This window comes from Sporosarcina sp. P12(2017), from assembly GCF_002743035.1.
GTDB classification, from domain to species: Bacteria; Bacillota; Bacilli; order Bacillales_A; family Planococcaceae; genus Sporosarcina; species Sporosarcina ureae.
The window spans coordinates 1-25,571 of sequence record NZ_PDYL01000027.1; the positions used below are offsets into that span (position 1 = coordinate 1).

Below are 25,571 nucleotides of genomic sequence, written 5' to 3' on the forward strand. Positions count from 1 at the left end.
CAGAGTGTACCGGAACGGAGAAAGGCCGACTCCTGAGGGATCAGCGTGCGTCTTGAGACCCTGGACGGAGCAAAGCGAAGGAAGCGGCTCAAGCCACGCCCCTCGGAAAGCGTGCCTTTCGGAGTGCAGGGAAACAGGGTGAGATAGTTATGTCCCAGCCTCTTCTTTAAATAAGATGTACATTAAACACAAACCGTAGCTAATATTTTTTGAATATCATAAATAGCTTTATCTTTTCTAAACTGTTTTTCAATATGCGGAGTCAGTGAGCTTGATATCCAAATTTTCAATTCCGCATCCATATCAAATGTACCTGCAGTTTCTACACTATAGTGAGAGATACTTTTGAACGGGACGGAATGATATTCTACTTTCTTTCCTGTGATCCCTTGCTTATCTACGAGTATTAATCGTGTTTTCGTGAATACGATTAAATCTCGCACTAGCTTAAACGCGGCTTCCACTTCTTCGCCTTCTGCCAAGATCAAGTCTAGTTCTTTCCTCACTTCATCGTTGTTTACGACGGAAGCATTTCCTAAAAGCGCATCAAATAATCCCATTCAATTATTCCCCTTTTCTATATAGTTTTCCTCACATCACAATACACTTAGAAAATCTTTCATACTTTGTACTAGTAATGGTATTCTAGTTCATGCGAATGTATACAGTCTGAATAGTTTACCATGTTGCTATAAAATTGGATAGAAAAAGTAAAAAGCTGTCCATGTTATGTCAACTGATGACTTTACATGGACAGCTTATAATAGATATACAAATTTTGATCAAGCAGGCTTCTTACGCAACATGCCGGCAATTAAGCCTGTAATAACAGAACCAATAATTATTGCGAGTGCATACAGTAGAATTTTACTGATTCCACCTTCAACGAGTCCCATGACGAAGATTCCTCCGTGTGGTGCGCGTAAGGCGATATCAAATGCCATCGTTAGTGCACCTGCTGTCGCTGCCCCTATTACGGAAGCCGGAATGACACGCAATGGATCAGCTGCTGCAAACGGAATAACACCTTCCGTTATGAAGCAGGCACCAAGCACATACGCCGTTTTCCCTGCTTCACGCTCTGTCTTTGTATAACGATTTTTAAATAACGTTGTCGCGATCGCCATACCAAGCGGTGGTACCATCCCACCTGCCATTACTGCTGCGATAAATTGGAAATTCTGTGCATCTAGCATGGCAATACCGAATGTGTATGCCGCTTTATTGACCGGTCCACCCATATCCACAGCCATCATTCCACCAATAACTAAACCAACTAAAATTTGATTCGTACCGCCCATCCCTTCAAGGAAAGCGGAAAATCCAGTGTATAGCTTGGCCAATTGTGGATTGATAAGCAACATAATTATTCCTGTCGCTGCAATACTGAAAACCGGATAAAACAGCACGGGTTTTAAGCCTTCTAATGAATTAGGTAAACGAGCAAATAATTTCTTAACAAGTAAAGTGATATACCCTGCTAAAAACCCTGCAATAAGACCGCCTAAAAATCCTGAACCGCCACCCACTTCATCTACACCTGAAACCGTGATGGCGATCAGCCCCCCTATCATACCGGGAGCAAAACCAGGTCGATCAGCTATGCTTGAAGCTATGAAGCCAGCCAACACAGGAACCATGAGGAAGAATGCTTTTCCGCCACCTATAGTGTTAAGCATAGCTGCAAAGGCATTATATTCAGGACTGTCTGGATTAGACGATTCGATTCCCCAGAAGAAAGAGAGCGCTATCAAAATCCCACCACCGACAACGAATGGAAGCATATTTGATACACCGTTCATCAAATGCTTATAAAAACCACTCTTCTTGTCACTCGATGAAGTATCTTCCTGACCTTTTTCCAACTCATAAATCGGTGCATCTTTTTTAATCGCTCTATCCAGTAATGCATCCGTTTCATAGATAGCATCTCCGACTTTCGTCTGGATCACATGTTTTCCAGCGAATCGAGCCATCTCCACTTTCGTATCAGCTGCCACAATAATGGCATCAGCTTCTGCAATTTCTGCATCTGTTAATCTATTCTTCACACCGGATGAACCGTTCGTTTCTACTTTCAATGAAAGGCCACGTTCTTTTGCTCTCTCATTCAATTTTTCTGCAGCCATATACGTATGCGCAATTCCAGTCGGACAAGCCGTAACCGCTAGCAAACGGACAGTTGATTTCTCTTCTTTAGGTGCTTGTACTTCTTCTGTTACTTCATCATCCAATTCCGACTCTTTATCATTGACTGCTTGCAATACGTCCGCTGCTGATTGTGCTGACAAGATTTTTTCACGAAATGAAGTATCCATCAAAAATGTCGCAAGTCTAGACAGTGCATCTAAATGGTCGTCGTTAGCCCCTTCGCTTGCTGCAATCATGAAAAACAAATGTGCCGGTTGGCTGTCAAGCGAGTCATAGTCTATACCTTCAGTAGAACGCCCAAACGCGATAGCAGGCGCCTGAACAGCAGCTGACTTCGCGTGTGGAATAGCAATTCCTTCACCAATACCCGTCGTACTTTGACTTTCCCGATTCAGAATATCATTGGTGAATTGTTCTTTGTCACGTAATTTCCCAGCATCATGTAACTGCTGAACCAGTTCAGATAAGACCGCATCCTTCGACCTAGACTGCAAATGAAGATTGATTGTATCCTCTGTCAATAATTGTGTGATTTTCATAGAATAGCACCTCTTCCTATAGTTTCGTAATGATCACTTGACTCAATAATGACTCAACATCTTCCTTTTTACATAAATCGGACTGGAAAGCGGTAGCACTTCCGCTAGCAACTCCATATCTGAAAGCATTTTCTGCATGCCCATCTATAGAGTAGGATGCGATAAAACCTGATACTAGTGAATCCCCCGCACCTACTGAATTGACGAGCTTCCCCTTCGGCGCAGTAGCTGCCAATGTTTCTGTAGCTGATACATAGAGTGCGCCTTCCTTACCCATCGATATCACTACATGTTGAATACCTTCACCTACTAATTTTTTGGCATAGCCAACTGCCTCTTGTTTACTATGAATGGTCTTGCCAACCAATTCTCCAAGTTCCTGTTCATTCGGCTTGATCAAGAATGGCTTAGTTATTTCCATAATCTGTTTCAATGCAGGTCCTGATGTATCCACTACGAGCCTCACTTTATTTTTTTCACAAAGTGTAGCAAGCTCGGATACGAACGACGAAGGTAAAGAGGCTGGAATTCTACCTGCGATCACTAACCAGTCGTCTTCTGTTAGTCGACTGATTCGTTCAAGAAGCCCCTGAAAATTCTTTTCATTTAAAATTGGACCAGGCCCATTTAATTCCGTTTCTTCAGTCGATTTAATTTTCACATTGATTCGAGTAATATCTGCCGTGCGAATAAAATCGGTTTTTATTCCTTCTTTTTGCAAAAAGTCCTCAATATAGTCTCCTGTGAAACCACCAATGAAACCGCATGCCACTGTTTCTGCACCTAGTCTGTGAACTACCCGTGATACGTTAATACCTTTTCCGCCTGGATAATAATACACTTCATTTGTACGATTCAATTCTCCACGCTCAAAATTGGATAAATACGCGGTATAGTCTACTGTCGGCATGAATGTACATGTGAAGATCATTTCTGCACCACCTTTACTAACGTTTTTTCTTCCAGTTCATTTAGAATGTCGTCTGGCAATTCATCAATCAGCAAGACTGCCTCTTCTATAGATAAAAATTTAATAAAACTACTTTTTTTCACTTTGGAATGATCCGCCACTATATAAGTAGTTCTGGATTGCTCTGCTGCCAAACTTTTGACAGTTGCCTCATCAGGGTCTGGAGTCGTATACCCATGAACAGGGTCAACTCCATTCGTACCTAAAAAACATTTATTGAAATGATATTGTTTCAATGAGTTCCTAGCTTGTTGTCCTACAAGTGCACCTGTTGTAGCTTTGACATAACCTCCTATTAAATAAGAGGAAATGCCTTGCTCAGTTAATGATTCAACATGAGTCAGCCCATTTGTTACAACCGTTATATTACGGTCTTTTAGAAAAGGTATCATTTGAAACGTAGTGGTACCCGCATCTAGATAGATGAAATCCCCTTCTTTGACTATACTTGCTGCCAAGGAAGCAACTTTTACCTTTTCTGAAAAATGTTTTTCCGACTTGGCTGAAATGCTTAGTTCTTGCATGTCTCGATCTGGCAACGTGGCTCCGCCGTGAATACGTTGAAGTTTATTGAGCGTTTCAAGTTCAGTTAAATCTCGTCGGATGGTAGATTCAGATGCATCGGTTGCTTCTATTAATTCTGTAATCTTCACTGTTTTATGAGTAGCTAATTTATTCAAAATTAATTCAAATCGTTCATTTGTCAGCATGTGCCCCCCACCTTTTCTATCAATAACACCATATTACTTGAATTATTCAATAAAATCTATCATAATCATTCATAAGCAGTCAAAAACATTCAAAGCAAACTACAGGAGGTTTTCGTAATGATAAAAAAACAATTCGTATTTAGCAATGGTGAAGGTCTTCACGCACGTCCAGCTTCCCAATTGGTCGCTGCCGCCACTCCTTTCAAATCAGAACTTTCACTTGAGTATAAAGAAAAGAAAGTAAACCTAAAATCTATTCTTGGTGTGATGTCACTTGGTGTCGCTGCAGGATCTACAATCACGGTGATTGCGGATGGTGAGGATGAAGGAGAAGCGATGAATAAGCTGGAGGAATTATTACGATCTGAAGGCGCAGAAGACTAATGGAAAAGATCCTTCAGGGCATACCAGCCTCCAATGGTATCTCTATCGCCAAAGCCTTTCGTCTAGAAAATGCTGAGTTGACTGTACTGAAGGAATCCATTTCAGACGTGTCAGCAGAGATAGATCGTCTGCAAAGCGCACTCTCTCATTCCCGATCAGAATTGACGACTATTCAGAGACAGACACAGGAAAAGTTCAGTGAACAGGAAGCAGCTATTTTCAGTGCACATTTACTTGTTCTCGACGATCCAGATTTAAGCGCCGCTATTACAGATACCATTCAGACGCAACACGTAAACGCCGAGTATGCAGTACAAGAGGCAGCAAACTTATACGTTTCAATGTTCGAAGCGATGGATGATCCATATATGAGAGAACGCGCTGCTGATATTCGGGATGTGACGAAACGAATCCTTTCCCATTTGCTCGGAGTCAGCATTCAATCACCCAAAGCTATTACGCAAGAGGTCGTCATCATTGCGGAAGACTTGACGCCTTCTCACACTGTTCAACTGAATCCTGAACTAATTAAAGGTTTCGTGACAGATATTGGGGGTCCTACTTCTCACTCTGCTATTTTAGCGAGAACACTAGAAATTCCAGCTGTTGTTGGAAGTAAAACTGCAATGGCTACGATTCAAAACGGCGAAATCATTATTGTAGACGGGGAAGCTGGGAGAGTTATTGTGAACCCTGACGCAGAAACATTAGTCGCTTATCAAGAAAAACAGCATGCATTTGCTAAACAAAAGGCAGAATGGCAATTACTTGCGAATGAGCCCGCCATTACGCTTGATAGTCATCGCGTTGAATTAGCAGGAAATATTGGGACACCCGACGATGTTGAAAGTGTCTTAAAAAATGGTGGAGAAGCGATTGGTTTATTCCGCACGGAGTTTCTTTACATGGGAAAAGAACAATTCCCAACCGAAGACGAACAGTTCGAAGCCTATAAAAGCGTGCTAGAACAAATGAATGGAAAAGCTACCATTGTCCGGACTCTAGACATTGGTGGTGACAAAGAATTACCTTACTTACAGCTTCCGCATGAAGCCAATCCATTCTTAGGGCTACGTGCTATCCGTCTATGTCTCGATCACGAAGAGATGTTCAGAACACAGTTACGCGCTTTATTGCGTGCCAGTATATATGGAAACTTGCGGATCATGTTTCCGATGATCACAACGATTGATGAATTCAGGCAAGCAAAAGAAATATTCTTAGACGTAAAGCAACAACTCATCAGTGAAAAAATTGACGTGAACGAGACGATTCAACTCGGGATTATGGTTGAAACGCCAGCTGTAGCTATATTGGCTGACGTATTTGCCAAGGATGTAGATTTCTTCTCAATTGGTTCAAATGATTTAATTCAGTATACGATGGCTGCTGATCGGATGAATGAACACGTTTCGTACCTCTACCAGCCATATAATCCATCTATTTTACGCTTTATAAAAATGATTATCGATGCGGCTCATAAAGAAGGTAAGATGGTAGGAATGTGTGGAGAAATGGCTCGTGACGAAACGGCAATTCCTATACTACTTGGGATGGGATTGGATGAGTTTTCCATGAGTGCATCCTCGATACTTCGTGCACGTTCACAAATCCAGAAACTATCTAAGGCCACCTTAGAAAATCAGATAGATCACATTCTTTCCCTATCTACCGCGGATGAAGTATTGCAATTCATCAAGAGTCTAGATCGCTAATACTACGTAATAGACCACTCTTTGAATCTAGATGATTCAAAGAGTGGTTTTTTAGTTTTCCAACTCCGTTTCACTATTTATCATGAGAACTAGCCTCTACCTTTGTACGCTTAGCTATGTAATTGTTGTAAAAATGTAAATGTGTACATGGTGGGTCAAATCCCCTCCACTATCTGTTTTACAAGTGCTTCTCTAGACGATACCATTTTCTTAGGTTGTTCCATCATCTCCCAAGCATCAGATCTTCATATACTACAAGGAACAGTGGGAGGTGAATACGTTGGGAAAGCCAATAAAATGTATATGTGGCGACCAGAGTTCCTGTAGGAAATGCTGTAGAAACAAACATTGCAAACGTTGTAGAAAAGACTTGTGCTGTCCGTGCTTTATGATTCGTTTAGGCGGTTTGCAAAACGGTCTCAACTTTCGTTTGCGCCAAATGATATGTTGTGAAGTAGAGTTCCAGTTGGAAAATGATGAAATCGCAAAGGGGACTATTATTTTTGTCGGCTCGAATTTCGTCGAAATATTCGTCAACGGGAAACCGAAAGATTTGCCTACAGACTTTAATTGTACTGATGGGATAAAAGGAATGAATAAGGGCCATCCAATTGGGGAAACTTTGATTTTTCCAATCGACAAGATTTCACATGTAAAGATACTAGGCTGTTGCCATTCTGAGAAATCTTCTATGTGATGTAACATAATAAATCAAAGAATCAGTCCCCGAATTTACAGGGACTGATTTTTCATTCACTAATTAGAATATGACTAATTTTTTCGATTGGGATGATCGTCGTATCTTGATCCAACTTCAATACAATCGACTCTTTATTCAGATCTACAAGAACTCCTTCGATTAGCAATCCACCAACTCTAACCTTTATGGTCTGCATTTCAAACAACAATAGATAGACATGTAACGGAATTTTGAAGAATAGCTGAATGAGTTCTGGAGAAGAGGCTACGACTTTTCCAAATTGAAATGTTAGCTTCCTACGCAAATGTGGGCCGATATTTAGTAAATTGGCTTTTGGTAATAGTTCCGAAAAACAGCCGGAAGCTTTGATCGATTCAACCTGTTCATATGGCACGATGATTTTATAATCATCTCGGCTTAATTCAATGAAATCAAATGCTGCCATCACCACTACTCCAGAAATCGTTTCATCTAGTGGATTGATTATTTCTACCTCTAGACCAATCAGCCCGTCAAATGCCCGTTGAAATGTTTGATTAACAGACCGATTATCGTCAAGTGCCAAATCCAGTAATAGCCGATTCGTTTCTGCGATTTTCTTGTCTACTTCCTCACGTTTTTCAAGAGGAAGACAGCTTTCTGGGGATGGTAATTCAGGCCTACCTGCCCTCCTAGGACAGCATTTTTTCGGTATAAAGAAATCTGATTTTTGCATTTGTTTTTTCTTCTGTTTTTTCCTGATTCTCTTGTTCCCCATTTTCACACCCCCGTTCTTTAACAACTTATTGATCCAGTTTCGGGAGATGCTTTTTAAGCTCTTCGAACACTCTCATAATCCCCCACATCCCTTGCTCGATATCCCAGCGAATATTACCTGACCGATACATGAAATCACCTGAGAATCCGCTATAAGCTCCCGCACCGCCAAGCAACTGCAGATTTCTTTTAGCACCCGCAACGTTAAATCCGACATATGATTCTGTTCGTGAATGAACATCTTCCGAATCGAATTTCCAACGGTGACCGTGGAGATGGAATGTATGAGATCTTCTTCTTTCAGCCGGCGTCACTAAGCGAATAGTGACCGGATCCCCCACATAGCTTTCGAATATCGGAGTGGAAGGATCACCAAAAACATCTGAACTGAATACATCATGAATTTTTGCATGTTGCAGATAACGATTAATTAGGCGCTCACTACGATAGTTAAAGCCGCGCGACCCTTGATCATACGTATCAAGCAAATCTTCGTCTATTTCAGGTGGCGCAAGTAAAACACCAGCCACAGGATCAACAATGACCTGGTTATTTTTATCAAGCAACCTTACTCCGTCATGCATCACTATTACGAATTCCCTCGTATCTGGCAAGTACGGATTCCGCAGAATAACATTTGCTCCTGTCGACACAGGCTGCAGTGAATATGGATCCAAATATTCCGTTCCCCTCGGCTCAGCAATGAACGCTCCGAACGCGCCTTGAGAACGGTGGTTGCGAATATCCGCCATATCCCACATGCCGCACACACCGACCGCGGAATCGACATACCAGCGATACGTCCTGGACTCACCAGGCCCAACTGTTTGATCGCCATTGAATCCAACTGTCTCTCCTGCAGACGTCTTAACGTCATAATCAAGTAATTGAGCATGAAGGGAGATACGTAAAGATGGTGGATAAAATGCTTGCTCCTTCACAATCGGATACGGATAGATTCCGTCCTTGAATGGAAATAGCTCTGGTTTCAGATAGCTAGTTAATGTAACATCGATAGTATCCCCCACGTTGCCGCGTAGGACGAGCGGTACTGGTTCTTTCTTGCCGTCCTGTATAGCCTCCATATCTTCACGCAACGCAAAGATGATGGCATCCGGATCATGATCACCGAACGAGTTATACTTAATCGAGGTTTGAAAGGCTACGACATCGTATTTTCGCAGAGGTCCCTCCACCATCTCTATAGTTGGATCTGCCGCTGATGGCGGTTTGGTACCTGTACATTCTGGCAAAGGTTTTGAACGCTCTTTCGGTTCGGGCCGGTCTGGCAATTTAATTAGTTCAGGAACTTTTTCATCGAATGCCCGGATCAGACCCCATAACCCATTCCACAAATCCTCTTCTGTTTCAAACGTCCATAAATAATCACCTGACCGCGGCACATTCATCTCCTTCGTAAATGATTCGGATATGCCGATATGCTGTTGGTTTTCCAATCTGGAATTCAGATCTCCCCGTTCATGTAGCCAACGTAGTCCATGTACATTGAAACTATGGGATTCTTCCTGTGCACCTTGCAGCAACCGAATCCGGATGGAATCTCCCTCATAAGCTTTAAAAATCGGTGTAATTGGATCGCCTCTTACATAAGAACTGAAACTATAAGCAGGATCACAGTCTTTGCCTAAACGAAATTGCAGCGGTTCATTTTTATAGTTCACTCCAAACAGTCCTGGATCATCAGGGGAGCCTGGGAATGGAGGAGGTGCTAGTGGTTTACCATCTTTATTGAATAAGTGGGTGAAGTCCTGAGCAAATATCACAAAGTCCCTGTAATCGGGTATTAGCGGATTGACACAAGTGACTTCCGTACCTTGATCTACTTCTACCCCAGTCGACGAATCAAGATATTTAGAAAAACGCGGATGAACAACGCCTGTTCCAAAGACGCCATGTTGCTGATGGGCGCCAGGGAATAAATGATCATGGAAGAACCATGCTTTGAGCTCTGTATCGGCATAATAAGAATATTGGATGGTCTCACCTGATAAAACGGAAGAATCATAGTTCCAACCGACATTCGCTCCATCATTTACGAGCACATCAAACTTTACAAAGTGGATATGCATACCCGCTTCGTAAGTTCGCGTAACGAGCTGGAAGGCATCACCATCCAAGATATGCGGCAGCCGGTTTGTGAAATTAATTTGATAGCGCGTATGACTGGATTCATGAATGACGAGCGGTTCGGGTGCTTTCTTTCCTGAACAAATATCCTCTAGTTCTTCATCAAGCACGAATATCCGCCCAGTTGGATCATGCCAACCTTCACGATTATAAGTTAGAGGAATCTCGATCAGTGAGATATTGAACTCCTTAATGGGCGCACCTTCAGGACACGGATCAGTAAAAACAGCACCCGGTCGAGGGTTTGCGATGGCTGCGTTCTTCTCTAGTTCTGTCAGCCCTCTACCACCGACAATCCCCATTGGAGGACGGGGTGCTTTCATACCAACTTTTCCTGGAATGAAATTCGGGAATCCAGGCTTCATCTCAGTCGGTTTAGGCGGTGACGGTCTGTCTGGAAGAGGCTTAAGTGACTTTATTGGAACCCCGTTCGGATAGCACTGGCTACCGTCTTGAAGGGTATTGAAGACCCGATTCATCCCCCACATCCCTGCGACGAAATGCGGATAGAGGTGACAGTGGATCACTGCGTCACCGAAAGAACCTTGCAAGCTACCAAGACCATACAGGGGCTGAATTGTATAATGACTTTGTGGACTTATCGCCTGCGCATCAAAAATTTCTGACTCTAAATCACATGGATCACTAAACCATTGATGAACGTGATAGTGGAATACATGCGTTTCCTTTACTCCGCCATGAAACAGCCGGATTTTTGCAGGGTCTCCGACATACCCTCGCAAAATCGGTGTCGAGGGGTCGCCAAAGACCCATGAATCATGGTGCACTTCCTCACCTTCGCAGTTTGGACAGACGACGCCTTCTGCGACTAATTGTTCGCGCCTGTTTTCCGGTTCATAGCGATAATTGGCGCCGTGGAAGGACTCTTGTTCCTGGTTGGAGAAATGATTGATTGGCCTGTTGCCTGTTAAATCATTCACTTCCATTTCATCTGTAAACATCCACACATACTCTCGGAAGGATGGTAGCAAAGGATGGTGGACATCCGCATATTGTCCGCTGTTTATTGGCTTGCCTGTTTCAGGATCAGTCCACCAGGAGAAACGACTTTGTACACATAATCCTCCTACAAGACCATTTGAGTTGGAACCATTCTGATCACTTGAGACATTTCCAAGGTCTGAGAAGAAATAGTTTCCTTCTTTCATCAAGTGCAGCTTATATAAGATCTTTTCACAGGGAGCTACAGTCGTTTCGGTATTGAATCCCACATTCGCTCCGTCAGATCGGCAAACATCGTATTCTGCTTCCTGAAAATGCATACCTGCATGGAAAGGAAGCTTATTTTCAAACAGTATTTCCACGACATCCCCCTCATTCGCTCGGATAAAGAGCGGCTGAACGAGATCGACAGGCATGAAAGGATTTTTCTTTACGAGTTTCTTCACTTTTTCTTCATTTTCCTTCAATACATACATCATGCCATTTGGATTGTGGTCGCCAAATGTGTTCAGGACAATCCGTATAGGAATGGCTACTACATGGAAACGTCTTTTCATTCACTTCACCTCTTCTCCTACTCTTTTAATTCCGGTATTGGAACTCCATTTTCAGTCTCAATATAGAACACTTCAATGGAGTCTATATGCACAAACCATATTTTTCCTTCCAATGCAGGAATGGACGTAATCTGAACTTTCATTTCAATAAAATCATCCACTACACTAATAATTTCACCTATAAACATAAAGGGAAAAGCTTCCGTTAGAATCAATACTCTTTTGCTTATGTTCTGGCTAAAATGAGTGCTAATCCCTTCTTCACGAATTATATTGATTGGCTGACATTCATTCGGCTGCGTCATATATCCATCTCCTTTTCAAGTTAATGGAAATACTAAATCACTAGGCACTTCTGTAGAGAATGAAACAATTTTTTCCAATGGGATACTGATTGGTGTCGGGAACTTGTAAAAAGGGGCATTGACCATTTTGACGGTGACAGGCGTTAAGGTTAGATGCCCTACCCCCACTTCCGATATGGTGCCGCAAAAAATCGGCCTGAATACTTGGCCTAATAGATTAAGCTGCACCGCTTGAGTAATAATGAGTACTTCTTGATTTATCAAACCCGAGAAATCTTGAGATTGAATCCCTTTATTATTTTTCATTGTTCCAGCCTCCTCTTACTTTTTCCTTTAGAGATAGGATCAGTGTCCTCATCTCTTTTTTCAAAAATGGAACTAGGGAAAGAGTAGATACAAAGCGAATCTTCTCTAAAGGAATTTTGCGGACAGTGCCAAAGCGCATAAGCTCCAAATCGTTCTTTGTCGTATTCACAATCTTTCCACTGATCGTTTCTTCGTGTGAAATAACTTCCACTCTTATTCCTTTCCATGAAAGAAAATTGGTCCGAAAAGACTCTTCAAAAAATTGTTGGACGAGTACTTCTCTTTTGTTCACGGTTTCGCCAAATCGAAGGGTAAGTCTTTGTTGCAACTGATTATCATATAGATGATGCTGATGCGCATTTGAATAAGAAGGAAAACCAAAGGGGATATTTGCAGTTTCAATATACGTGTAGGGGATCCAAATCCTTTTCTGTAGATTCGTCAGCATAACAAAATCTCTGCCGATTGCTGCGACTTTACCTTCTGTTTCCAAACAGCCGTTAATCTCATCGAGTGACGTAATGACAACTTGCTGATTTCGTTTGCCTTTGAGAAACTTTTTGAGTGTTAATGATTTCCTGAGAGGTTCATGAATTCCAGCTATCTTAAATAAATTTTTCTGGCCGATATAATCTGTCAATACTCTAGTTTGTTCTTCCGGTCCGTTACTCGTTGGCGAGGAAAAAGCAGGATTTCTATTAATTTGCTTTATAAGGTTCACCTCCTTACTACCATTCCCAAAGTACTGCTAGATCTATTTGATAAGCTGTTGTAAATGATTAGCTATTTCTTTTATTTCCACTTTATTATTCCCTGTCGCCATATTATGGTGTGCTCGTATCAAATCCTGATCATCAACAATATACATAGACGTCGAATGCGTAACGAATCCAACTTCATTTTTATCGTAATAAAAATTCAGGTATTTTGAGAACTCTTTAGTCGTTTCTTCTGTACCTCTAAAGAACAACCAGTTAGGGTCTTCGATATTAAATAATTCTTTGTAACGCACTATTTTTTCTTTCGTATCATATTCAGGATCCACGGTGATCGCTATAATGAAGTACTTATCTTGGGTGATTCCTCTACCTTCCATTTCCTCCTGCAAAGCGGTTAGATCCCACATTGTAGTCGGACACACATCGGGACACTTTGTGTAGAAAAATGTGACAAGCTTCGGTTTGCCCTGGAAGTTCGTCTCGTTCCCACCCACTTCTGTAAATGGCCATTCCGTTACTTCCCCAATTTTCGGTAGTTCCACTGCCTTTGACCACACGGCGTATATAAACACGAAAAAGATTGGCAACATCAATATGATGATGAACTTTTTCACTACTGTTCTGTTCTCCTCTCCTGCCCAAATGATCTTCACCCTCTCATAGAACGGCGGATGAAGAAACAAACCAACGAATGAGAAAAGGCAATAAATATAGTGATGGTGAAAAGATTACTCGCAATCAATGTATTAGAGTCAAGGGGTATATTGCAAAGCGCAGGATTTTTCAACACTGCACCAAGCATCATACCCATGACACCTCCTATCGCGCCGTTATATAGACCATTTAATGAAGCTGGTGCTTTAATAAGCGAACCAAATCGCCAACCGATAAACACTCCTAGAAATACGGGCAATAAATAAGTAGCGATTTGATCTTCCGGTAACAATAATTCGAAGTACAATGCTGTTGCGAAGGAAGAAATGGACGCAATTGCCATACAAATCGTTTTTGTAAACCGGTCTTCAAACAACAGTCTTTTCTTCCTCACTACTCGATAGTTGATTAGTATTTCACCAACACACCACATGAACAGCAAGATGATAAGTAGCATAGCCCCCTTCACGCCCTTTTTATAGAAATGAACAAAACACCTAAACTACCGATGAAGAAAGCATGCAGAAACCAGATAAACAGCATTTGCATCTCCAAAACCGTTCCAATCATTGGTGCCATTAGTCCGACAATCAGACCATTTGTTAAACCAGTCACAAACGTCTGATAATCAATCAACAAGCCAAACCAAGCTCCAACTGCTCCTCCGATAATTGCCGAGAGTAATGTAATATACGTAAAGTGAAACGGCATATGCGTGATAAGCAAAATCCCAAACAACAAAGCGGCCATACCGCCCATCACCATGCTCATATTCATACCTAAATGAAAACCAATCAATTTCCTCATTTTTCGGATATACATATAAAAGCCAATGATCAAACAGATGTCTGCATACAATAAAAACAGCAAGATCGACTGTTCCATAGGTCACCTCGAAATAGCATATGGAAGAATAGAGACAAATGTAACTTGTCTGCCAGATATTAGGGAGAATTGGGCTGCATCCTTTTAATTCCACTATTTAGTAAACAATAAGCGAAGATTTCACTGCCGATTACTCATCACACAAATATCATGCGAACTCGCTTCACGTTTGGTACACTTAGATATGTAGTAATTTTAATAAGGGAAGTGTTTTTATGGTTGGACGTAACGATCCATGTCCATGTGGCAGTGGCAAGAAATATAAAAAGTGCTGTGAACGAAAAGAAGCTGTGACAGTTGAGGATTTGTTGACAGATGAAATGGAGCACTTATTGCAAACGTTTTATGATATTCATCCCCAGCGACCAGATATACCTGCGTTCGTGGAATTTGCAAATACATGGAAATCTTCATTGAATAGCTATTTACCACAAGAAATGATTGAAACGATTGCGCTTGATGAATTCTTCTTCCATCAACGGAGAGATATTTGGGACGACTATGTGGCCAAGCAGAAGAAAAAACATATTCGCCCATCCATTCTAGAATTGCTTGATAGATGGTCAGAGCCGCGGGTATTTGTCGGTGAAGTAACTGCTGTCGGAGATACATATTTAACAGCTACAAGTATTCTTGGTGATGAAACGATTAACTTGTGGAAAGAAAGCGATAAACCTGTTCCCGTTGGCGTACACTTCTATTGCTTCATACTTTCCGATGGTACGTCTGAAGGTAATTACCTAGCAGTCTCCAGTTTAATTTTCTTCCCGATTGATCATTCGGAAGCAATTAAACAGTTTGCTAAAACACTTGCAGATACAGAGAACCCTTCACTAAAAGACTCCATCATGAAATTCTGGATTGCACTTGGTGAAAGTGGCTATACCGGAGATGAGTTTACCGAATTTGAAGCAGGCGTTATAGAGTCGGCTGGCGAATTTTTAAAGCAACATGACCGAGAATCGAACGCTTTGCTTGAAGTACTCGAAGACTTCTTAGTAGATGAGCAGCCGAAAGCGCGTAAGAAACTAGCGATCGCAGCGGGTGCAATCCGTTATGGACAAGACAATAATTATTACGAACCACTTGATATGACATTAAAAGAGATCGCCGAAGCATTCGATGTTTCTACCTCTTCGATGAGTAAATATGCGAAGGATCTAACAGAATATGCTAGCGACAAAAATTAATTGATATAAGGAGTAACGAACATGGTAATATCACATTCCCGCTTAACAGATGCATGGGAAGCGTATCAAGATGTAGATTTGCACGGTAAACAAGTTCTATCAAGCATAGAATTCACGACGACCTATTTATGCAATATGCGTTGTGAACATTGCGCGGTTGGATATATGCTACAACCGAAAGATCCACAAGCGTTACCAATCGAGCTGTTGTTGCAGAGGTTGGATGAGATCCCCCACTTGCGGACAATTAGCTTGACTGGTGGCGAACCGATGTTCTCGAAGAAGTCCGTAGAGCAATATGTCGTACCATTATTGCAGTATGCACATGCACGCGGGATCCAGACACAGATGAATTCAAACCTAACTATGCCAATTGAACGTTATGAATTAATCGCACCGTATTTGAATGTACTGCATATTTCACATAACTGGGGTACAGTGGATGAGTTCATCGATGGTGGATTCGCTCGGATGGAACGCAAGCCGCCACGTGAACGTCGTGCAGCACAATTCGGACGAATGATCGAAAACAGTCGCGCGTTATCTGAAATGGGTGTTATGGTGTCAGCGGAAACGATGCTAAACCGCCGAACATTGCCTCATTTACAGACGATTCACGAACAAATCGTCCATGAAATGAAATGTGGACGCCATGAAATACACCCCATGTATCCTAGCGATTTCGCTTCTTCATTGGATGTGCTAACTTTAGATGAAACACGCACAGCAATGTTCGATTTGCTATCATACCGTGATCCACAAACTTGGATGCTGTTTGGAACATTGCCATTTTATAATTGCAGTAACGACGCGAGAGACCAAGAATTATTTACGAAACTTGCAGCAAGTGAAAATGTCACTGTACGAAATGATCCAGATGGACGTTCCCGGTTGAATGTCAATATGTTTACCGGAGACGTGATCGTGACAGATTTCGGAGATGTTCCCCCACTTGGGAATATTCAAACCGACCATTTGACTGATTTATATGCTAAATGGCAACAACATCCATTAGCGAAAAGCGTAAGCTGTCACTGCCCTGCGGTTCGTTGTCTTGGACCCAATTTACTCGTGAAAGATGCCTATTATCCAGATGTAGATTTTTTGAAGCGACAGCAAAGATAAGGAAGACGAAAAAACCACGTATGACTCATAGTTGAGTCCATACGTGGTTTTTATTTTCCGAAGCCTTGGAAATGTTCATCGATAGCTTCTTGGAACTTCTCTGATGCGACAGCTTCTTTAATCGCTATGGCAAAATTCTTCTCACGATCTTCTTCTCTGACCGCAACAATATATTGCAATTCTTCACCAAGCTGTTCATGCGCAAGGGCTTCTTCCAATTCCATTTCATTGACCATGACATAGTTGTCTGGAATGATCGCCAAATCACCACTTGCCATAGATGGAATTAGCTGAGCAATCAAGACGGGCTGGATATTCAAGTTTTTTGGATTACTCTCAATGTGTTTTTCTGTAACCGCATAAGTCGAAATATCTGGATCTAATGAAATCAACCCCTGCTGTTCAAGAAAGCGTAGAGCTCTAGCTGTGCCTAGTTCATCATTCGGAATGGTAATCCATGAACCATTAGGTATATCATCCATCGATGTCAACGAGTTGGAGTACAAGCCAAGACCAACGCTTGGAACTTCCGTCAAAGCAACTATAGGCAAATCATATTCTTCGTTAAACTGATTGAGATTAATTTGTTGTTGGTTCATGTTGGCATCGATTTCGCCATCAGCCAACTCTTTATTCGGCTCGATCAAATCTACGTATGATTCGACTTCTACATTGTAACCTTGTTCTTCAAGTGCTGGTTTTAGAACCTGATCGATGACTTTTGCATAAATTCCTGCCGTCGTACCAATTTTTATCGTTTCATTGCTACTTGTTGGACTACACGCTGTTAATAGCAATCCAACGATCGTCATCAGACCGAGTACTTTCATTTTCATCTTCAAATCGTTCCCTTCAAAAAACTGCTATCTTCATCATATTCGCTGTAATTTTCACTGTCAAACCAAATCTTGAAATTAAAAAGATGTGCAACATTGTACACATCTTTTTGCTCGCTATGTAATTTTACCAGACTGCCGGTTTTTGTACCATAAGCCAAAGCATCACCATAAGCAATCCAATATAGATCCAAGCAGTGCGTTGCAATTTATTGACTACGGCATCCCTGTCATTGCCTGACTCATGGAATTTCTTCAATACAGAGGAAAAACCGGTAGCCAGGAAGAATCCGGACAGCAACATGACGCCTATTGTGAGAACAACCCACGAAGTGTGCCATGGCCACGGACCAAATAAAATCAGTAGGATACCGGACACAACAAGCACATGGCCTGAATGCATAACGAGTCGGATAATGACTCGGATAAACGCCAGATAGATGTCTTCCGCTTCTGCTTTAGCAGTACGTAGCCGGCGTATTAATGGCAGCAGGAGGAATAAAGGTCCTACTGAAATTATAGCCGAGACTACGTGTGCAAAGACAATCGCTCCGTAATAATAGTTCATTTAGGAGATTATTTCTGAATTGGGCTATATTCATGCACCCAAACTTTCATTTTAGGAAGCCAAGGCATTTTGTCGTGGATCGACAACATCGCCTGTTTATACTCTTCAACTGTTGTATGACCTTCTGATTTGGCGTCTTCATCTGTTAGTTCTCCGAGTGTTTGTTCATACAATTTATCAATTTTATACTCTTTACCTTCTAACGTCATCGTTTCGCCTGGGTATGCATAGACACCATTACGTCTAGTAGCCCACTTTTCACCGTTAAGTACTTTTTGTACGTCCTCCGGAATGGTTACAAGTCTTTCAATGGAACATGTTTTTTCTGGATAATTTGTCATGCTAACACTCCTCTTGATTGGTTAATCTTTCACTATACTAGTGTAACCCTTTTCATCAATGAATTACAGCTTTTACTTCTCAATAAAATACCCTCGCCACCGGAGTGACGAGGGATGGTACTTATTTCACTTCTACTGTATGTTCTTCGTGCTCGTGAATATCTTCATTTTCGATATGGATAATCACTTGATAACTGCCTGCTTTAGGGAATTGATAATTTGCTGTATATTCACCAGGCTTGGATTCATCCGTATCTACCCATGTAGTTTCTTTGTCTGCAGAGATGATTTCATAACGGACCTGTGCCTTAATTGCTTCGCCGTCAAGCTGCGCATGCGTCATCAACTCTGTATCTGTCGTTGCTTTTGCTTCCTCAGGTTGCATGAAGTGAATAGAAAGCCCTTCTACTCCATCACCATGTTCATGATGTTGACCTTCTTGTGCGCTTTCGTGTTCATCCGGTTGTTGAGTAGCTTCTCCGATCTGAATTTGCTTTTCAGGCATGACGTGCATGCCCCGTGCAGTAACGTGAACTTGCACGTGATACAACCCGTCAGTCTCAAATGTGTTTTCTGCTGAATAAATACCTTCCTTATCATTGGTTGTTTCTACGAGAATGCTGTCTTCTTTCTTGCCTTCTTCCCAGATTTCATATTCTACTTCTGATGCATCATCTACATTTTCTTCACCTTGTGTCACGAGCGTAGTGATCGTTACCGGTTCATCCACATTTCCTTGTTCAGGTACTGTAAGTTCAACTTCAATTGGTTCAGGTAAAACAGCTTCCGTCGGTACCTTCTCGTCTTGACCACACCCAGCGAGAATACCTATCATTGCCGTACTCATTACAAACATTCCAAAACGTTTCATCTTTTCATTCTCCTGTCTATTCATTTTACTGTTATGATTATAAAATATGATTACGAAATTTCAATGAAGTTTCGACAACTTTTTGAAACTTCATGTGGATTTCACATCTTTTCCGGAAAATTGGCGTATAGAGATTTTATGAAATGAGGCGTATTAAATTGGGTTACCAATTATTAGTCATTGATGATGAACCGCAAATGCGTGATTTAATTCGAGTGATCCTAGAAGATGCGGGATATAGCGTATTACAAGCCAGCGACGGTTTGCAAGCTTTGTCAGTAATTAAGCAACATACTATAGATTTATGCATAGTCGATGTGATGATGCCCTATATGGATGGCTTCACATTTGCAGAGGAAATGAAACGTACTTCCTCGATTCCCTTGATTTTTCTATCTGCACGAGGCGAGGAATGGGATAAAGTCCAAGGGTTAAAGCTTGGTGGAGACGACTATATTGTCAAGCCCTTCTTACCAGGAGAACTTGTGGCGCGTATCGAAGCCGTCTTGCGCAGAACCTACCGTCATAATCCTGTTCCACTCGTATTACAAGCAGGTCCCCTTACCATTAATGAAGACTCATATACCGCACAGCTTAACGGAAAACCTTTAAGTTTAACTTTGAAGGAGTTTGGCTTGTTATTGTTGCTAGTCAAACATAAAGGACGTGCATATTCCCGTGAACAATTACTTGAATTGGTCTGGGGCGACGATCACCAGAGCAGTGAGCGCACAATTGATACGCATATCAAAACGCTTCGATTAAAACTAGGAGACGCAGGTAAAATGATTGAGACGGTATGGGGGATTGGCTACAAATTAGAGGACTCTGAATGAATAATTTGAATCTAAGCAAAAAGATGTTGATTGTATTTTTAGGTAGCATCACCTGTACCATATTATTCTCATTTTTCTTTATTCACTACTTGTATACCGATTTATATAAAGAACAGATTAAAGAGTCTATCATGTATCAGGGAAATCGAACAGCTTCTCACTATCATTACGGCGAGCTAAGTGATTCGATCATCGAAAAGATTCAATGGTATAACATCGTCTCGGAGTATGAAATCATCGTCGTGGATCGTCTGGATGATCTAACTTCCTATTTCCCTTATCAGATTGATTATCAATCACTCATTAATGAAAGCGACGAGAAGATACTAGAAACGGGTAAGCCTGTTATGAAAGAAGGGTATGTGGATGAATTAAAACGGGAAATCTTTGGTGGGATTTTCCCCATTAAAGGCGAAAATGGACTAATTGGTTTTATTTATATTTATGTTCCCCTCGCTGCGATTCAAGATGTTTTCCATGACAGTCTTCCAATCATGTTACTTGTAGGCAGTATTTTCTTTATTGTTCTTTTTTTAATTTTGCAACGAGTATGGCGTTCGTTATTCGAGCCGTTACAAACATTGCAGACCTATTCGGCAGAAGTGTCTAAAGGCGATTATTCGAACCGACTCAATACAGGACGGAAAGACGAGATTGGTAAACTGGCAACTGCATTCGATACAATGAGCCGTTCTCTTGAAGAACAAGATCAGCGCAAGAAAGATTTTACGTCAAATATTGTACATGAGCTCAGGACACCTTTGACGTATATTAGCGGCTACGCACAACTTTCACGCGATAAAATTGATTCGTCTCCTGATGATGTAAAACACTACTTATCGACCATCGAGAAAGAAACAGAACGCCTGAAGAAGCTCATACATGATCTAGTTGAGTTAAATCATTTAGAGCAAGATATATATACACTCGAAACGGAACCGATTGCAATTGCACAATTACTATTGGATACATTGGAATTATTTGCGATACGATTACAGGATAAAAATATTCAATTGCACACATCGATTGATGAAGAATTAATTTTGGAAGGTGATCCTAAACGATTGCAACAAGTCTTTTATAATACGATCGATAATGCCGTAAAATATGCAGAGCAATTCATTTCTGTTCATCTCACCGCCAGTAAACAAGGTGTACAATACCGCATCGCGAATGACGGTGTGACCATCGGAGACGAGGATGTAGAGCGGATCGGAGAACGCTTTTTCCGTACCGATAAAGCACGAACTCGCACAACTGGCGGTACTGGACTTGGTCTATCGATTGTCAAAGAAATTGTCCGGTTACATGTAGGTACATTCACGATTTCCAATGAAACAACAGAAACTATTGTGGTGATTGAATTACCGGGGCAAATGCAAAGGAGTGAAAGCAGTTGAAACGTCTGATTCCTTTTCTGTTGCTGCTCGTAGTATTCGTCAGTGGTTGTAGTCAACCTCTTGAACGTGGGAAACAAATCCGTGAATTCACCTTCACGGATCAGCATAATCAACCATTTAGTTCCAAGGAGCTTTCTGGTTCGCCATGGATTACAGACTTCATTTTCACGAATTGTACAACAGTTTGTCCGTCGTTGACGAGTGAAATGGCAGATCTCCAAGCCGAATTGAAAGATCAGGACATCGACATGAACTTCGTCTCTTTCTCTGTAGATCCTGATACCGATACACCTGCAGTATTGAAAGACTATATCGCAAACTTTACAGATGATGAATCGAACTGGCATTTTCTGACGGGCTACACACAACTAGAATTCGAAGCATTTGCGCGGGAAGAGTTCCAGACATTTGTGTTGAAACATGAATCTTCTACACAAGTTGTCCATGGCACAAATTTTTATTTAATGGATTCCGAAGGTTATATTCTCAAGGAATATAATTTCTCGAATGAATCCTATAAAGAAGAATTATTGGCCGATCTAAAACGCATGAAATAACAGTCGGGTTGCGTGACGAATTTCGTCGATTCCGCTATACTAAGTAAGGAAAGCAGGTGTACGTGTTGGATTCTCGTTATTGGAAGGTCGGTTTTTTTACGGGATTGATTTCATTTGTTCTACTCATTTTAGGCGTGCGGACAGTCCTTGGACATGACTTGGTCGTCAATAACTATTTGACGTTTGCAGTGTTCGGTCTGATGGTCGGCATTGTCAGTTCCCTTTTATTATTCTATGAACTATCGATTGCATTTAAAATGTTTATGGTCGTACTTGTTCTAGCATTTGCTGAAATGTTTCGCAGCTTCCTGATGATGGATAATGAATTTTCGGAAGCCATTGGCATTTTATCTTTGTTCATTATTTCATCATTCGGACTTGCCATTTCCGTTATCGTTCAATTCATCGTGAAATTAGCTCGTAAAAATTAAAAACCGGTTGGAGAATTATTCTCCGACCGGTTGTTTTTTTGTTTTTTTGATTTGTTTACTTCGTAGTTGACCGCATGCTGCATCGATATCGGTACCATTTTCAAGACGCACACCACCGTTGATGCCTTTGCGTCTAAGTGCTTCGTAGAACGATTTAATCGCTTCCGGTTCACTGCGCTGATACTGGCCATGTTCATCTACCGGATTGTACGGTATCAGATTGACATATGACAAGTGACGCTTATCCGCGAGCAATCGACCCAACTCTTCCGCTTCTTTTACATGGTCATTGACGTCACGCAATAAAATATACTCGAATGTAATCCGACGATTCGTCTTTTCTAAATAGTAGTTGATTGAATCCATCAACTTTTCGATTGGAAATGCTTTGTTGATCTTCATGATGGATGAACGCAACTCATTATTCGGCGCGTGTAATGAAACCGCCAAGTTCACTTGAAGTTTTTCATCTGCGAAGTCTTTGATCTTTTCCGTCAAACCACTTGTTGAAACCGTAATATGACGCGCACCGATTGACAGACCTTTTTGATCATTTACGACATGAAGGAAATTCATCAGATTCGTATAGTTATCGAACGGTTCCCCTATGCCCATGACTACGATATGACTGACACGCTCATCTTCGCCCTTACCATCAAGATGCTCTTGCACTTTCATGATTTGACCCACAATTTCTCCTGCATCGAGATCGCGGTTTTTGCGCAGAAGTCCGCTTGCACAGAAACTGCAACCGATATTACATCCAACTTGAGTTGTTACGCAAACAGAATGGCCATATGGGAATTTCATCAAAACCGTTTCGATTAAGTTTCCATCATGCATTTTAAACAGGAATTTCACTGTGCCATCCTGTGAAACTTGCTTGACGTTTTGTTCAAGTGTTTGGATCGCGAAGTTTTCATTCAATACATCAATTGTCTCTTGATTTATGTTTTGCATTTCATCAAATGATAAGACGCGTTTTTTATAAAGCCAGTCCCAAACTTGTGCTGCACGGTATTTTTTTTGTCCGTTTTCTATGAGAAAGTCTGTCAATTGTTCAATTGTCAAACCATATATCGATTTTTTCATGTGATTTCTAGCCTCATTTCAAAAATTACAATCTTTTTATTATACTACAAGAATCCGGTTAAAGGAACAACTGATTCGTTTTATAGTGGTTTTTGCTGAACGTTTTTGTCAGTTCTAAGTTTCAGGAAAAATGCCAATAGATTCAATGCCGCAAGCACAACGAAGAATATTCCCATCCCGGTATGTCCTGTAGCGATTCGGTCATATGCAAAATACGCCATCACCAGACCAATGACGAGATCAATGATTTTTGAATTAAACAAGTTACTACCTCCTTACTGTCCTACCTGTAGTATATCAGAAAAAAGCACCTGCAGACGAATTTCCATTCGAGACAGGTGCTGGATAAGTTATCTATTCTTACACATTTGTTGCAGTAAGATTATGCTCTTTGATGAAATCTGTAAGAACTGACTCAAGATTTGGTGTTCCGATTTCATCCAAGTCATAATAGACTCGTGTACAAGGCTTGTTGATGTTGATGACACGTGAAAGATCCATAGGTGTACCGATAATGACTGCATCTACATCAGCTGCATTGATCGTCGCTTCCAAATCTTTTAACTGCTCTTCACCGTACCCCATTGCTGGTAAAATATTTTCGATGTGCTGATACTTATCGAAAGTTGTGATCAAACTTCCTACCGCATATGGACGTGGGTCGACAATCTCAGCTGCACCTAGACGCTGTGCTGCAATTACACCAGCACCCAGTTTCATTTCACCGTGAGTCAATGTCGGTCCATCTTCAACAATTAGCACGCGCTTGCCTTTAATAATTTCGGGATTATCTACAGAGATTTTGGATTCAGCTTTAATAATTGTGCTATTTGGTGCCGCAAATTTAATATTGTTTTCGACCGTCTGAATTGCTTCATCAGATGCACTGTCGATTTTATTTATAATTGATACATCTGTTGTACGCAAGCATACTTCACCTGGATAGTATTTCAACTCATGGCCAGGACGATGTGGATCAAGAACTGTGATTGCCAAGTCTGGCTCGTAGAATGAAAAGTCGTTGTTCCCGCCATCCCAAAGGATTACGTCACAGCCGTCTGGATCATTTTCAGCAGCGTCTAGAATATCTTGGTAATCTACACCTGCATAGATGATATTTCCACGGTCAACGTGTGGCTCATACTCTTCCATTTCTTCAATCGTACATTTATGTTTTTTGAAATCTTCTACTGTTGCATAACGTTGTACACGTTGTTCAGCCAAGTCGCCGTAAGGCATTGGATGACGGATCGCTACTACTTTCAAATCATGCTCGAGTAATGTTTCGATGATTTTACGTGATGTTTGGCTCTTCCCTGTTCCTGTTCTCACTGCACAAACAGAAATAACTGGTTTATTACTTTTGATCATTGTTGCTTTTGATCCAAGTAGTGTAAAGTTAGCGCCTGCCGAGTTTACAATCGCACCAATCCCCATAACTTTTTCGTAACTAAGGTCACTATAAGAGAATACACATTCATCTACTTCTAGTTCTTTGATCAACTCAGGTAGTTGATCTTGTGAATAAATAGGAATTCCTTCAGGATACAATTCACCGGCTAATTCAGTTGGATATTTACGTCCATCGATATCCGGGATTTGCGTAGCTGTAAATGCTACGACATTGTATTCCTCTTTACCACGGTAGTATGTATTGAAATTATGGAAGTCTCTTCCTGCTGCACCAATAATGATTATATTTTTAGTTTTCATAAATTCATCTCTCCAATCAAGCTTCTTTCTATTATTATAAGACATCATGTATAAAAATACAATAGAAAAAGTTTAAAATACACGATTTTGTATACATATACATTGATTGTATGTCCTGTACTTTGTCACAAAAGCTAATTTAACAAGGC

General features: G+C 41.2%; 28 protein-coding genes. 9 read left to right on the top strand and 19 right to left on the bottom strand.

Annotated features, from left to right (window positions below):
- Nucleotides 1-182 precede the first annotated feature (182 nt).
- The 4 genes from CSV80_RS16400 to CSV80_RS16415 form a co-directional block, all read right to left on the bottom strand.
- Nucleotides 183-560 (bottom strand): PH domain-containing protein, encoded by a 378-nt coding sequence (locus CSV80_RS16400; RefSeq protein ID WP_083032544.1) that lies wholly within the window; start codon nt 558-560, stop codon nt 183-185.
- A 222-nt stretch (nt 561-782) separates the two neighbouring features.
- Nucleotides 783-2,690, bottom strand: coding sequence for a PTS fructose transporter subunit IIABC (locus tag CSV80_RS16405; protein WP_099671731.1), 1,908 nt, complete (start codon nt 2,688-2,690; stop codon nt 783-785).
- 16 nt (nt 2,691-2,706) lie between these two features.
- The gene (pfkB, locus tag CSV80_RS16410; protein ID WP_099671732.1) at nt 2,707-3,621 is read right to left on the bottom strand and encodes a 1-phosphofructokinase; all 915 of its coding nucleotides are present in this window, start codon (nt 3,619-3,621) and stop codon (nt 2,707-2,709) included.
- Nucleotides 3,618-4,370, bottom strand: a complete 753-nt coding sequence (locus CSV80_RS16415) for a DeoR/GlpR family DNA-binding transcription regulator (RefSeq protein ID WP_099671733.1) — start codon at nt 4,368-4,370, stop codon at nt 3,618-3,620. Before CSV80_RS16415 ends, pfkB begins: the two co-directional genes overlap by 4 nt.
- Before the next feature lie 117 nt (nt 4,371-4,487).
- Between CSV80_RS16415 and CSV80_RS16420 the strand changes: the two genes are divergently transcribed.
- From CSV80_RS16420 to CSV80_RS16430, 3 genes are all read left to right on the top strand, one after another.
- The gene (locus CSV80_RS16420; protein ID WP_083032553.1) at nt 4,488-4,754 is read left to right on the top strand and encodes an HPr family phosphocarrier protein; all 267 of its coding nucleotides are present in this window, start codon (nt 4,488-4,490) and stop codon (nt 4,752-4,754) included.
- The gene (ptsP, locus tag CSV80_RS16425; RefSeq protein ID WP_099671734.1) at nt 4,754-6,469 is read left to right on the top strand and encodes a phosphoenolpyruvate--protein phosphotransferase; all 1,716 of its coding nucleotides are present in this window, start codon (nt 4,754-4,756) and stop codon (nt 6,467-6,469) included. The genes CSV80_RS16420 and ptsP overlap by 1 nt, the downstream gene beginning before the upstream one ends.
- 388 nt (nt 6,470-6,857) lie before the next feature.
- Nucleotides 6,858-7,166, top strand: coding sequence for a hypothetical protein (locus CSV80_RS16430; RefSeq protein ID WP_143560512.1), 309 nt, complete (start codon nt 6,858-6,860; stop codon nt 7,164-7,166).
- A gap of 52 nt (nt 7,167-7,218) precedes the next feature.
- Here CSV80_RS16430 and CSV80_RS16435 read toward each other — a convergent pair whose 3' ends face one another.
- Genes CSV80_RS16435 through CSV80_RS16470 form a run of 8 tightly spaced genes read right to left on the bottom strand, consistent with a single transcriptional unit; the run spans nt 7,219 to nt 14,462 of the window.
- Nucleotides 7,219-7,926: a hypothetical protein gene (locus tag CSV80_RS16435; RefSeq protein WP_099671736.1), complete on the bottom strand. Its 708-nt coding sequence runs from the start codon at nt 7,924-7,926 to the stop codon at nt 7,219-7,221.
- 25 nt (nt 7,927-7,951) lie between these two features.
- On the bottom strand, nt 7,952-11,593 hold the full coding sequence (locus CSV80_RS16440; RefSeq protein ID WP_099671737.1) for a cupredoxin domain-containing protein: 3,642 nt from the start codon (nt 11,591-11,593) through the stop codon (nt 7,952-7,954).
- A gap of 17 nt (nt 11,594-11,610) precedes the next feature.
- A complete protein-coding gene (locus tag CSV80_RS16445; RefSeq protein ID WP_099671738.1) occupies nt 11,611-11,898 on the bottom strand; it encodes a hypothetical protein in 288 nt (95 codons plus the stop codon).
- Between the two features lie 15 nt (nt 11,899-11,913).
- Entirely contained in the window at nt 11,914-12,204 is a 291-nt protein-coding gene (locus CSV80_RS16450) for a hypothetical protein (protein ID WP_099671739.1), read from the bottom strand.
- Nucleotides 12,194-12,925 (bottom strand): hypothetical protein, encoded by a 732-nt coding sequence (locus CSV80_RS16455; RefSeq protein WP_099671740.1) that lies wholly within the window; start codon nt 12,923-12,925, stop codon nt 12,194-12,196. Before CSV80_RS16455 ends, CSV80_RS16450 begins: the two co-directional genes overlap by 11 nt.
- Before the next feature lie 33 nt (nt 12,926-12,958).
- Complete coding sequence (locus tag CSV80_RS16460) at nt 12,959-13,537, bottom strand: SCO family protein (protein ID WP_099671741.1); 579 nt, start codon at nt 13,535-13,537, stop codon at nt 12,959-12,961.
- 35 nt (nt 13,538-13,572) lie between these two features.
- The gene (locus tag CSV80_RS16465; RefSeq protein WP_099671742.1) at nt 13,573-14,034 is read right to left on the bottom strand and encodes a hypothetical protein; all 462 of its coding nucleotides are present in this window, start codon (nt 14,032-14,034) and stop codon (nt 13,573-13,575) included.
- A gap of 8 nt (nt 14,035-14,042) precedes the next feature.
- Nucleotides 14,043-14,462, bottom strand: coding sequence for a hypothetical protein (locus tag CSV80_RS16470; RefSeq protein ID WP_099671743.1), 420 nt, complete (start codon nt 14,460-14,462; stop codon nt 14,043-14,045).
- A gap of 215 nt (nt 14,463-14,677) precedes the next feature.
- Between CSV80_RS16470 and CSV80_RS16475 the strand changes: the two genes are divergently transcribed.
- Nucleotides 14,678-15,652: an SEC-C metal-binding domain-containing protein gene (locus tag CSV80_RS16475; protein WP_099671744.1), complete on the top strand. Its 975-nt coding sequence runs from the start codon at nt 14,678-14,680 to the stop codon at nt 15,650-15,652.
- A 21-nt stretch (nt 15,653-15,673) separates the two neighbouring features.
- Nucleotides 15,674-16,777, top strand: coding sequence for a radical SAM/CxCxxxxC motif protein YfkAB (gene yfkAB / locus CSV80_RS16480; protein WP_099671745.1), 1,104 nt, complete (start codon nt 15,674-15,676; stop codon nt 16,775-16,777).
- A 50-nt stretch (nt 16,778-16,827) separates the two neighbouring features.
- Here yfkAB and CSV80_RS16485 read toward each other — a convergent pair whose 3' ends face one another.
- From CSV80_RS16485 to CSV80_RS16500, 4 genes are all read right to left on the bottom strand, one after another.
- Nucleotides 16,828-17,613 carry a MetQ/NlpA family ABC transporter substrate-binding protein gene (locus CSV80_RS16485; protein ID WP_099671746.1) on the bottom strand — a complete coding sequence of 262 codons (786 nt, stop codon included), beginning with the start codon at nt 17,611-17,613 and terminating at the stop codon, nt 16,828-16,830.
- 127 nt (nt 17,614-17,740) lie between these two features.
- Entirely contained in the window at nt 17,741-18,181 is a 441-nt protein-coding gene (locus tag CSV80_RS16490; protein ID WP_029052765.1) for a hypothetical protein, read from the bottom strand.
- Between the two features lie 8 nt (nt 18,182-18,189).
- Nucleotides 18,190-18,522 carry an ASCH domain-containing protein gene (locus tag CSV80_RS16495; protein WP_029052764.1) on the bottom strand — a complete coding sequence of 111 codons (333 nt, stop codon included), beginning with the start codon at nt 18,520-18,522 and terminating at the stop codon, nt 18,190-18,192.
- Nucleotides 18,523-18,643: 121 nt separating this feature from the next.
- Nucleotides 18,644-19,393 (bottom strand): FixH family protein, encoded by a 750-nt coding sequence (locus tag CSV80_RS16500; protein ID WP_158231937.1) that lies wholly within the window; start codon nt 19,391-19,393, stop codon nt 18,644-18,646.
- 143 nt (nt 19,394-19,536) lie between these two features.
- Here CSV80_RS16500 and CSV80_RS16505 point away from each other — a divergent pair, with 143 nt between their 5' ends.
- From CSV80_RS16505 to CSV80_RS16520, 4 genes are all read left to right on the top strand, one after another.
- Nucleotides 19,537-20,229, top strand: coding sequence for a response regulator transcription factor (locus tag CSV80_RS16505; protein WP_099671748.1), 693 nt, complete (start codon nt 19,537-19,539; stop codon nt 20,227-20,229).
- Nucleotides 20,226-21,629 carry a sensor histidine kinase gene (locus CSV80_RS16510; protein WP_099671749.1) on the top strand — a complete coding sequence of 468 codons (1,404 nt, stop codon included), beginning with the start codon at nt 20,226-20,228 and terminating at the stop codon, nt 21,627-21,629. Before CSV80_RS16505 ends, CSV80_RS16510 begins: the two co-directional genes overlap by 4 nt.
- The gene (locus tag CSV80_RS16515; RefSeq protein WP_099671750.1) at nt 21,626-22,186 is read left to right on the top strand and encodes an SCO family protein; all 561 of its coding nucleotides are present in this window, start codon (nt 21,626-21,628) and stop codon (nt 22,184-22,186) included. The genes CSV80_RS16510 and CSV80_RS16515 overlap by 4 nt, the downstream gene beginning before the upstream one ends.
- Nucleotides 22,187-22,251: 65 nt before the next feature.
- On the top strand, nt 22,252-22,617 hold the full coding sequence (locus CSV80_RS16520; protein WP_037561493.1) for a hypothetical protein: 366 nt from the start codon (nt 22,252-22,254) through the stop codon (nt 22,615-22,617).
- A 15-nt stretch (nt 22,618-22,632) separates the two neighbouring features.
- Here CSV80_RS16520 and rlmN read toward each other — a convergent pair whose 3' ends face one another.
- From rlmN to CSV80_RS16535, 3 genes are all read right to left on the bottom strand, one after another.
- Nucleotides 22,633-23,709, bottom strand: a complete 1,077-nt coding sequence (gene rlmN / locus CSV80_RS16525; protein WP_029052758.1) for a dual-specificity RNA methyltransferase RlmN — start codon at nt 23,707-23,709, stop codon at nt 22,633-22,635.
- Nucleotides 23,710-23,789: 80 nt separating this feature from the next.
- The gene (locus CSV80_RS16530; protein ID WP_029052757.1) at nt 23,790-23,972 is read right to left on the bottom strand and encodes a hypothetical protein; all 183 of its coding nucleotides are present in this window, start codon (nt 23,970-23,972) and stop codon (nt 23,790-23,792) included.
- A 97-nt stretch (nt 23,973-24,069) separates the two neighbouring features.
- Complete coding sequence (locus CSV80_RS16535) at nt 24,070-25,422, bottom strand: cyclic 2,3-diphosphoglycerate synthase (protein ID WP_099671751.1); 1,353 nt, start codon at nt 25,420-25,422, stop codon at nt 24,070-24,072.
- Nucleotides 25,423-25,571: the final 149 nt, after the last annotated feature.

Excerpts from the sequence above, each read along its gene's own strand:
- CSV80_RS16400 (WP_083032544.1), bottom strand. The coding sequence starts at position 560 with ATGGGATTATTTGATGCGCTTTTAGGAAATGCTTCCGTCGTAAACAAC.
- CSV80_RS16405 (WP_099671731.1), bottom strand. The coding sequence starts at position 2,690 with ATGAAAATCACACAATTATTGACAGAGGATACAATCAATCTTCATTTG.
- pfkB (WP_099671732.1), bottom strand. The coding sequence starts at position 3,621 with ATGATCTTCACATGTACATTCATGCCGACAGTAGACTATACCGCGTAT.
- CSV80_RS16415 (WP_099671733.1), bottom strand. The coding sequence starts at position 4,370 with ATGCTGACAAATGAACGATTTGAATTAATTTTGAATAAATTAGCTACT.
- CSV80_RS16420 (WP_083032553.1), top strand. The coding sequence starts at position 4,488 with ATGATAAAAAAACAATTCGTATTTAGCAATGGTGAAGGTCTTCACGCA.
- ptsP (WP_099671734.1), top strand. The coding sequence starts at position 4,754 with ATGGAAAAGATCCTTCAGGGCATACCAGCCTCCAATGGTATCTCTATC.
- CSV80_RS16430 (WP_143560512.1), top strand. The coding sequence starts at position 6,858 with ATGATTCGTTTAGGCGGTTTGCAAAACGGTCTCAACTTTCGTTTGCGC.
- CSV80_RS16435 (WP_099671736.1), bottom strand. The coding sequence starts at position 7,926 with ATGGGGAACAAGAGAATCAGGAAAAAACAGAAGAAAAAACAAATGCAA.
- CSV80_RS16440 (WP_099671737.1), bottom strand. The coding sequence starts at position 11,593 with ATGAAAAGACGTTTCCATGTAGTAGCCATTCCTATACGGATTGTCCTG.
- CSV80_RS16445 (WP_099671738.1), bottom strand. The coding sequence starts at position 11,898 with ATGACGCAGCCGAATGAATGTCAGCCAATCAATATAATTCGTGAAGAA.
- CSV80_RS16450 (WP_099671739.1), bottom strand. The coding sequence starts at position 12,204 with ATGAAAAATAATAAAGGGATTCAATCTCAAGATTTCTCGGGTTTGATA.
- CSV80_RS16465 (WP_099671742.1), bottom strand. The coding sequence starts at position 14,034 with ATGCTACTTATCATCTTGCTGTTCATGTGGTGTGTTGGTGAAATACTA.
- CSV80_RS16470 (WP_099671743.1), bottom strand. The coding sequence starts at position 14,462 with ATGGAACAGTCGATCTTGCTGTTTTTATTGTATGCAGACATCTGTTTG.
- CSV80_RS16475 (WP_099671744.1), top strand. The coding sequence starts at position 14,678 with ATGGTTGGACGTAACGATCCATGTCCATGTGGCAGTGGCAAGAAATAT.
- yfkAB (WP_099671745.1), top strand. The coding sequence starts at position 15,674 with ATGGTAATATCACATTCCCGCTTAACAGATGCATGGGAAGCGTATCAA.
- CSV80_RS16485 (WP_099671746.1), bottom strand. The coding sequence starts at position 17,613 with ATGAAAATGAAAGTACTCGGTCTGATGACGATCGTTGGATTGCTATTA.
- CSV80_RS16490 (WP_029052765.1), bottom strand. The coding sequence starts at position 18,181 with ATGAACTATTATTACGGAGCGATTGTCTTTGCACACGTAGTCTCGGCT.
- CSV80_RS16495 (WP_029052764.1), bottom strand. The coding sequence starts at position 18,522 with ATGACAAATTATCCAGAAAAAACATGTTCCATTGAAAGACTTGTAACC.
- CSV80_RS16500 (WP_158231937.1), bottom strand. The coding sequence starts at position 19,393 with ATGAAACGTTTTGGAATGTTTGTAATGAGTACGGCAATGATAGGTATT.
- CSV80_RS16505 (WP_099671748.1), top strand. The coding sequence starts at position 19,537 with ATGAGGCGTATTAAATTGGGTTACCAATTATTAGTCATTGATGATGAA.
- CSV80_RS16510 (WP_099671749.1), top strand. The coding sequence starts at position 20,226 with ATGAATAATTTGAATCTAAGCAAAAAGATGTTGATTGTATTTTTAGGT.
- rlmN (WP_029052758.1), bottom strand. The coding sequence starts at position 23,709 with ATGAAAAAATCGATATATGGTTTGACAATTGAACAATTGACAGACTTT.
- CSV80_RS16535 (WP_099671751.1), bottom strand. The coding sequence starts at position 25,422 with ATGAAAACTAAAAATATAATCATTATTGGTGCAGCAGGAAGAGACTTC.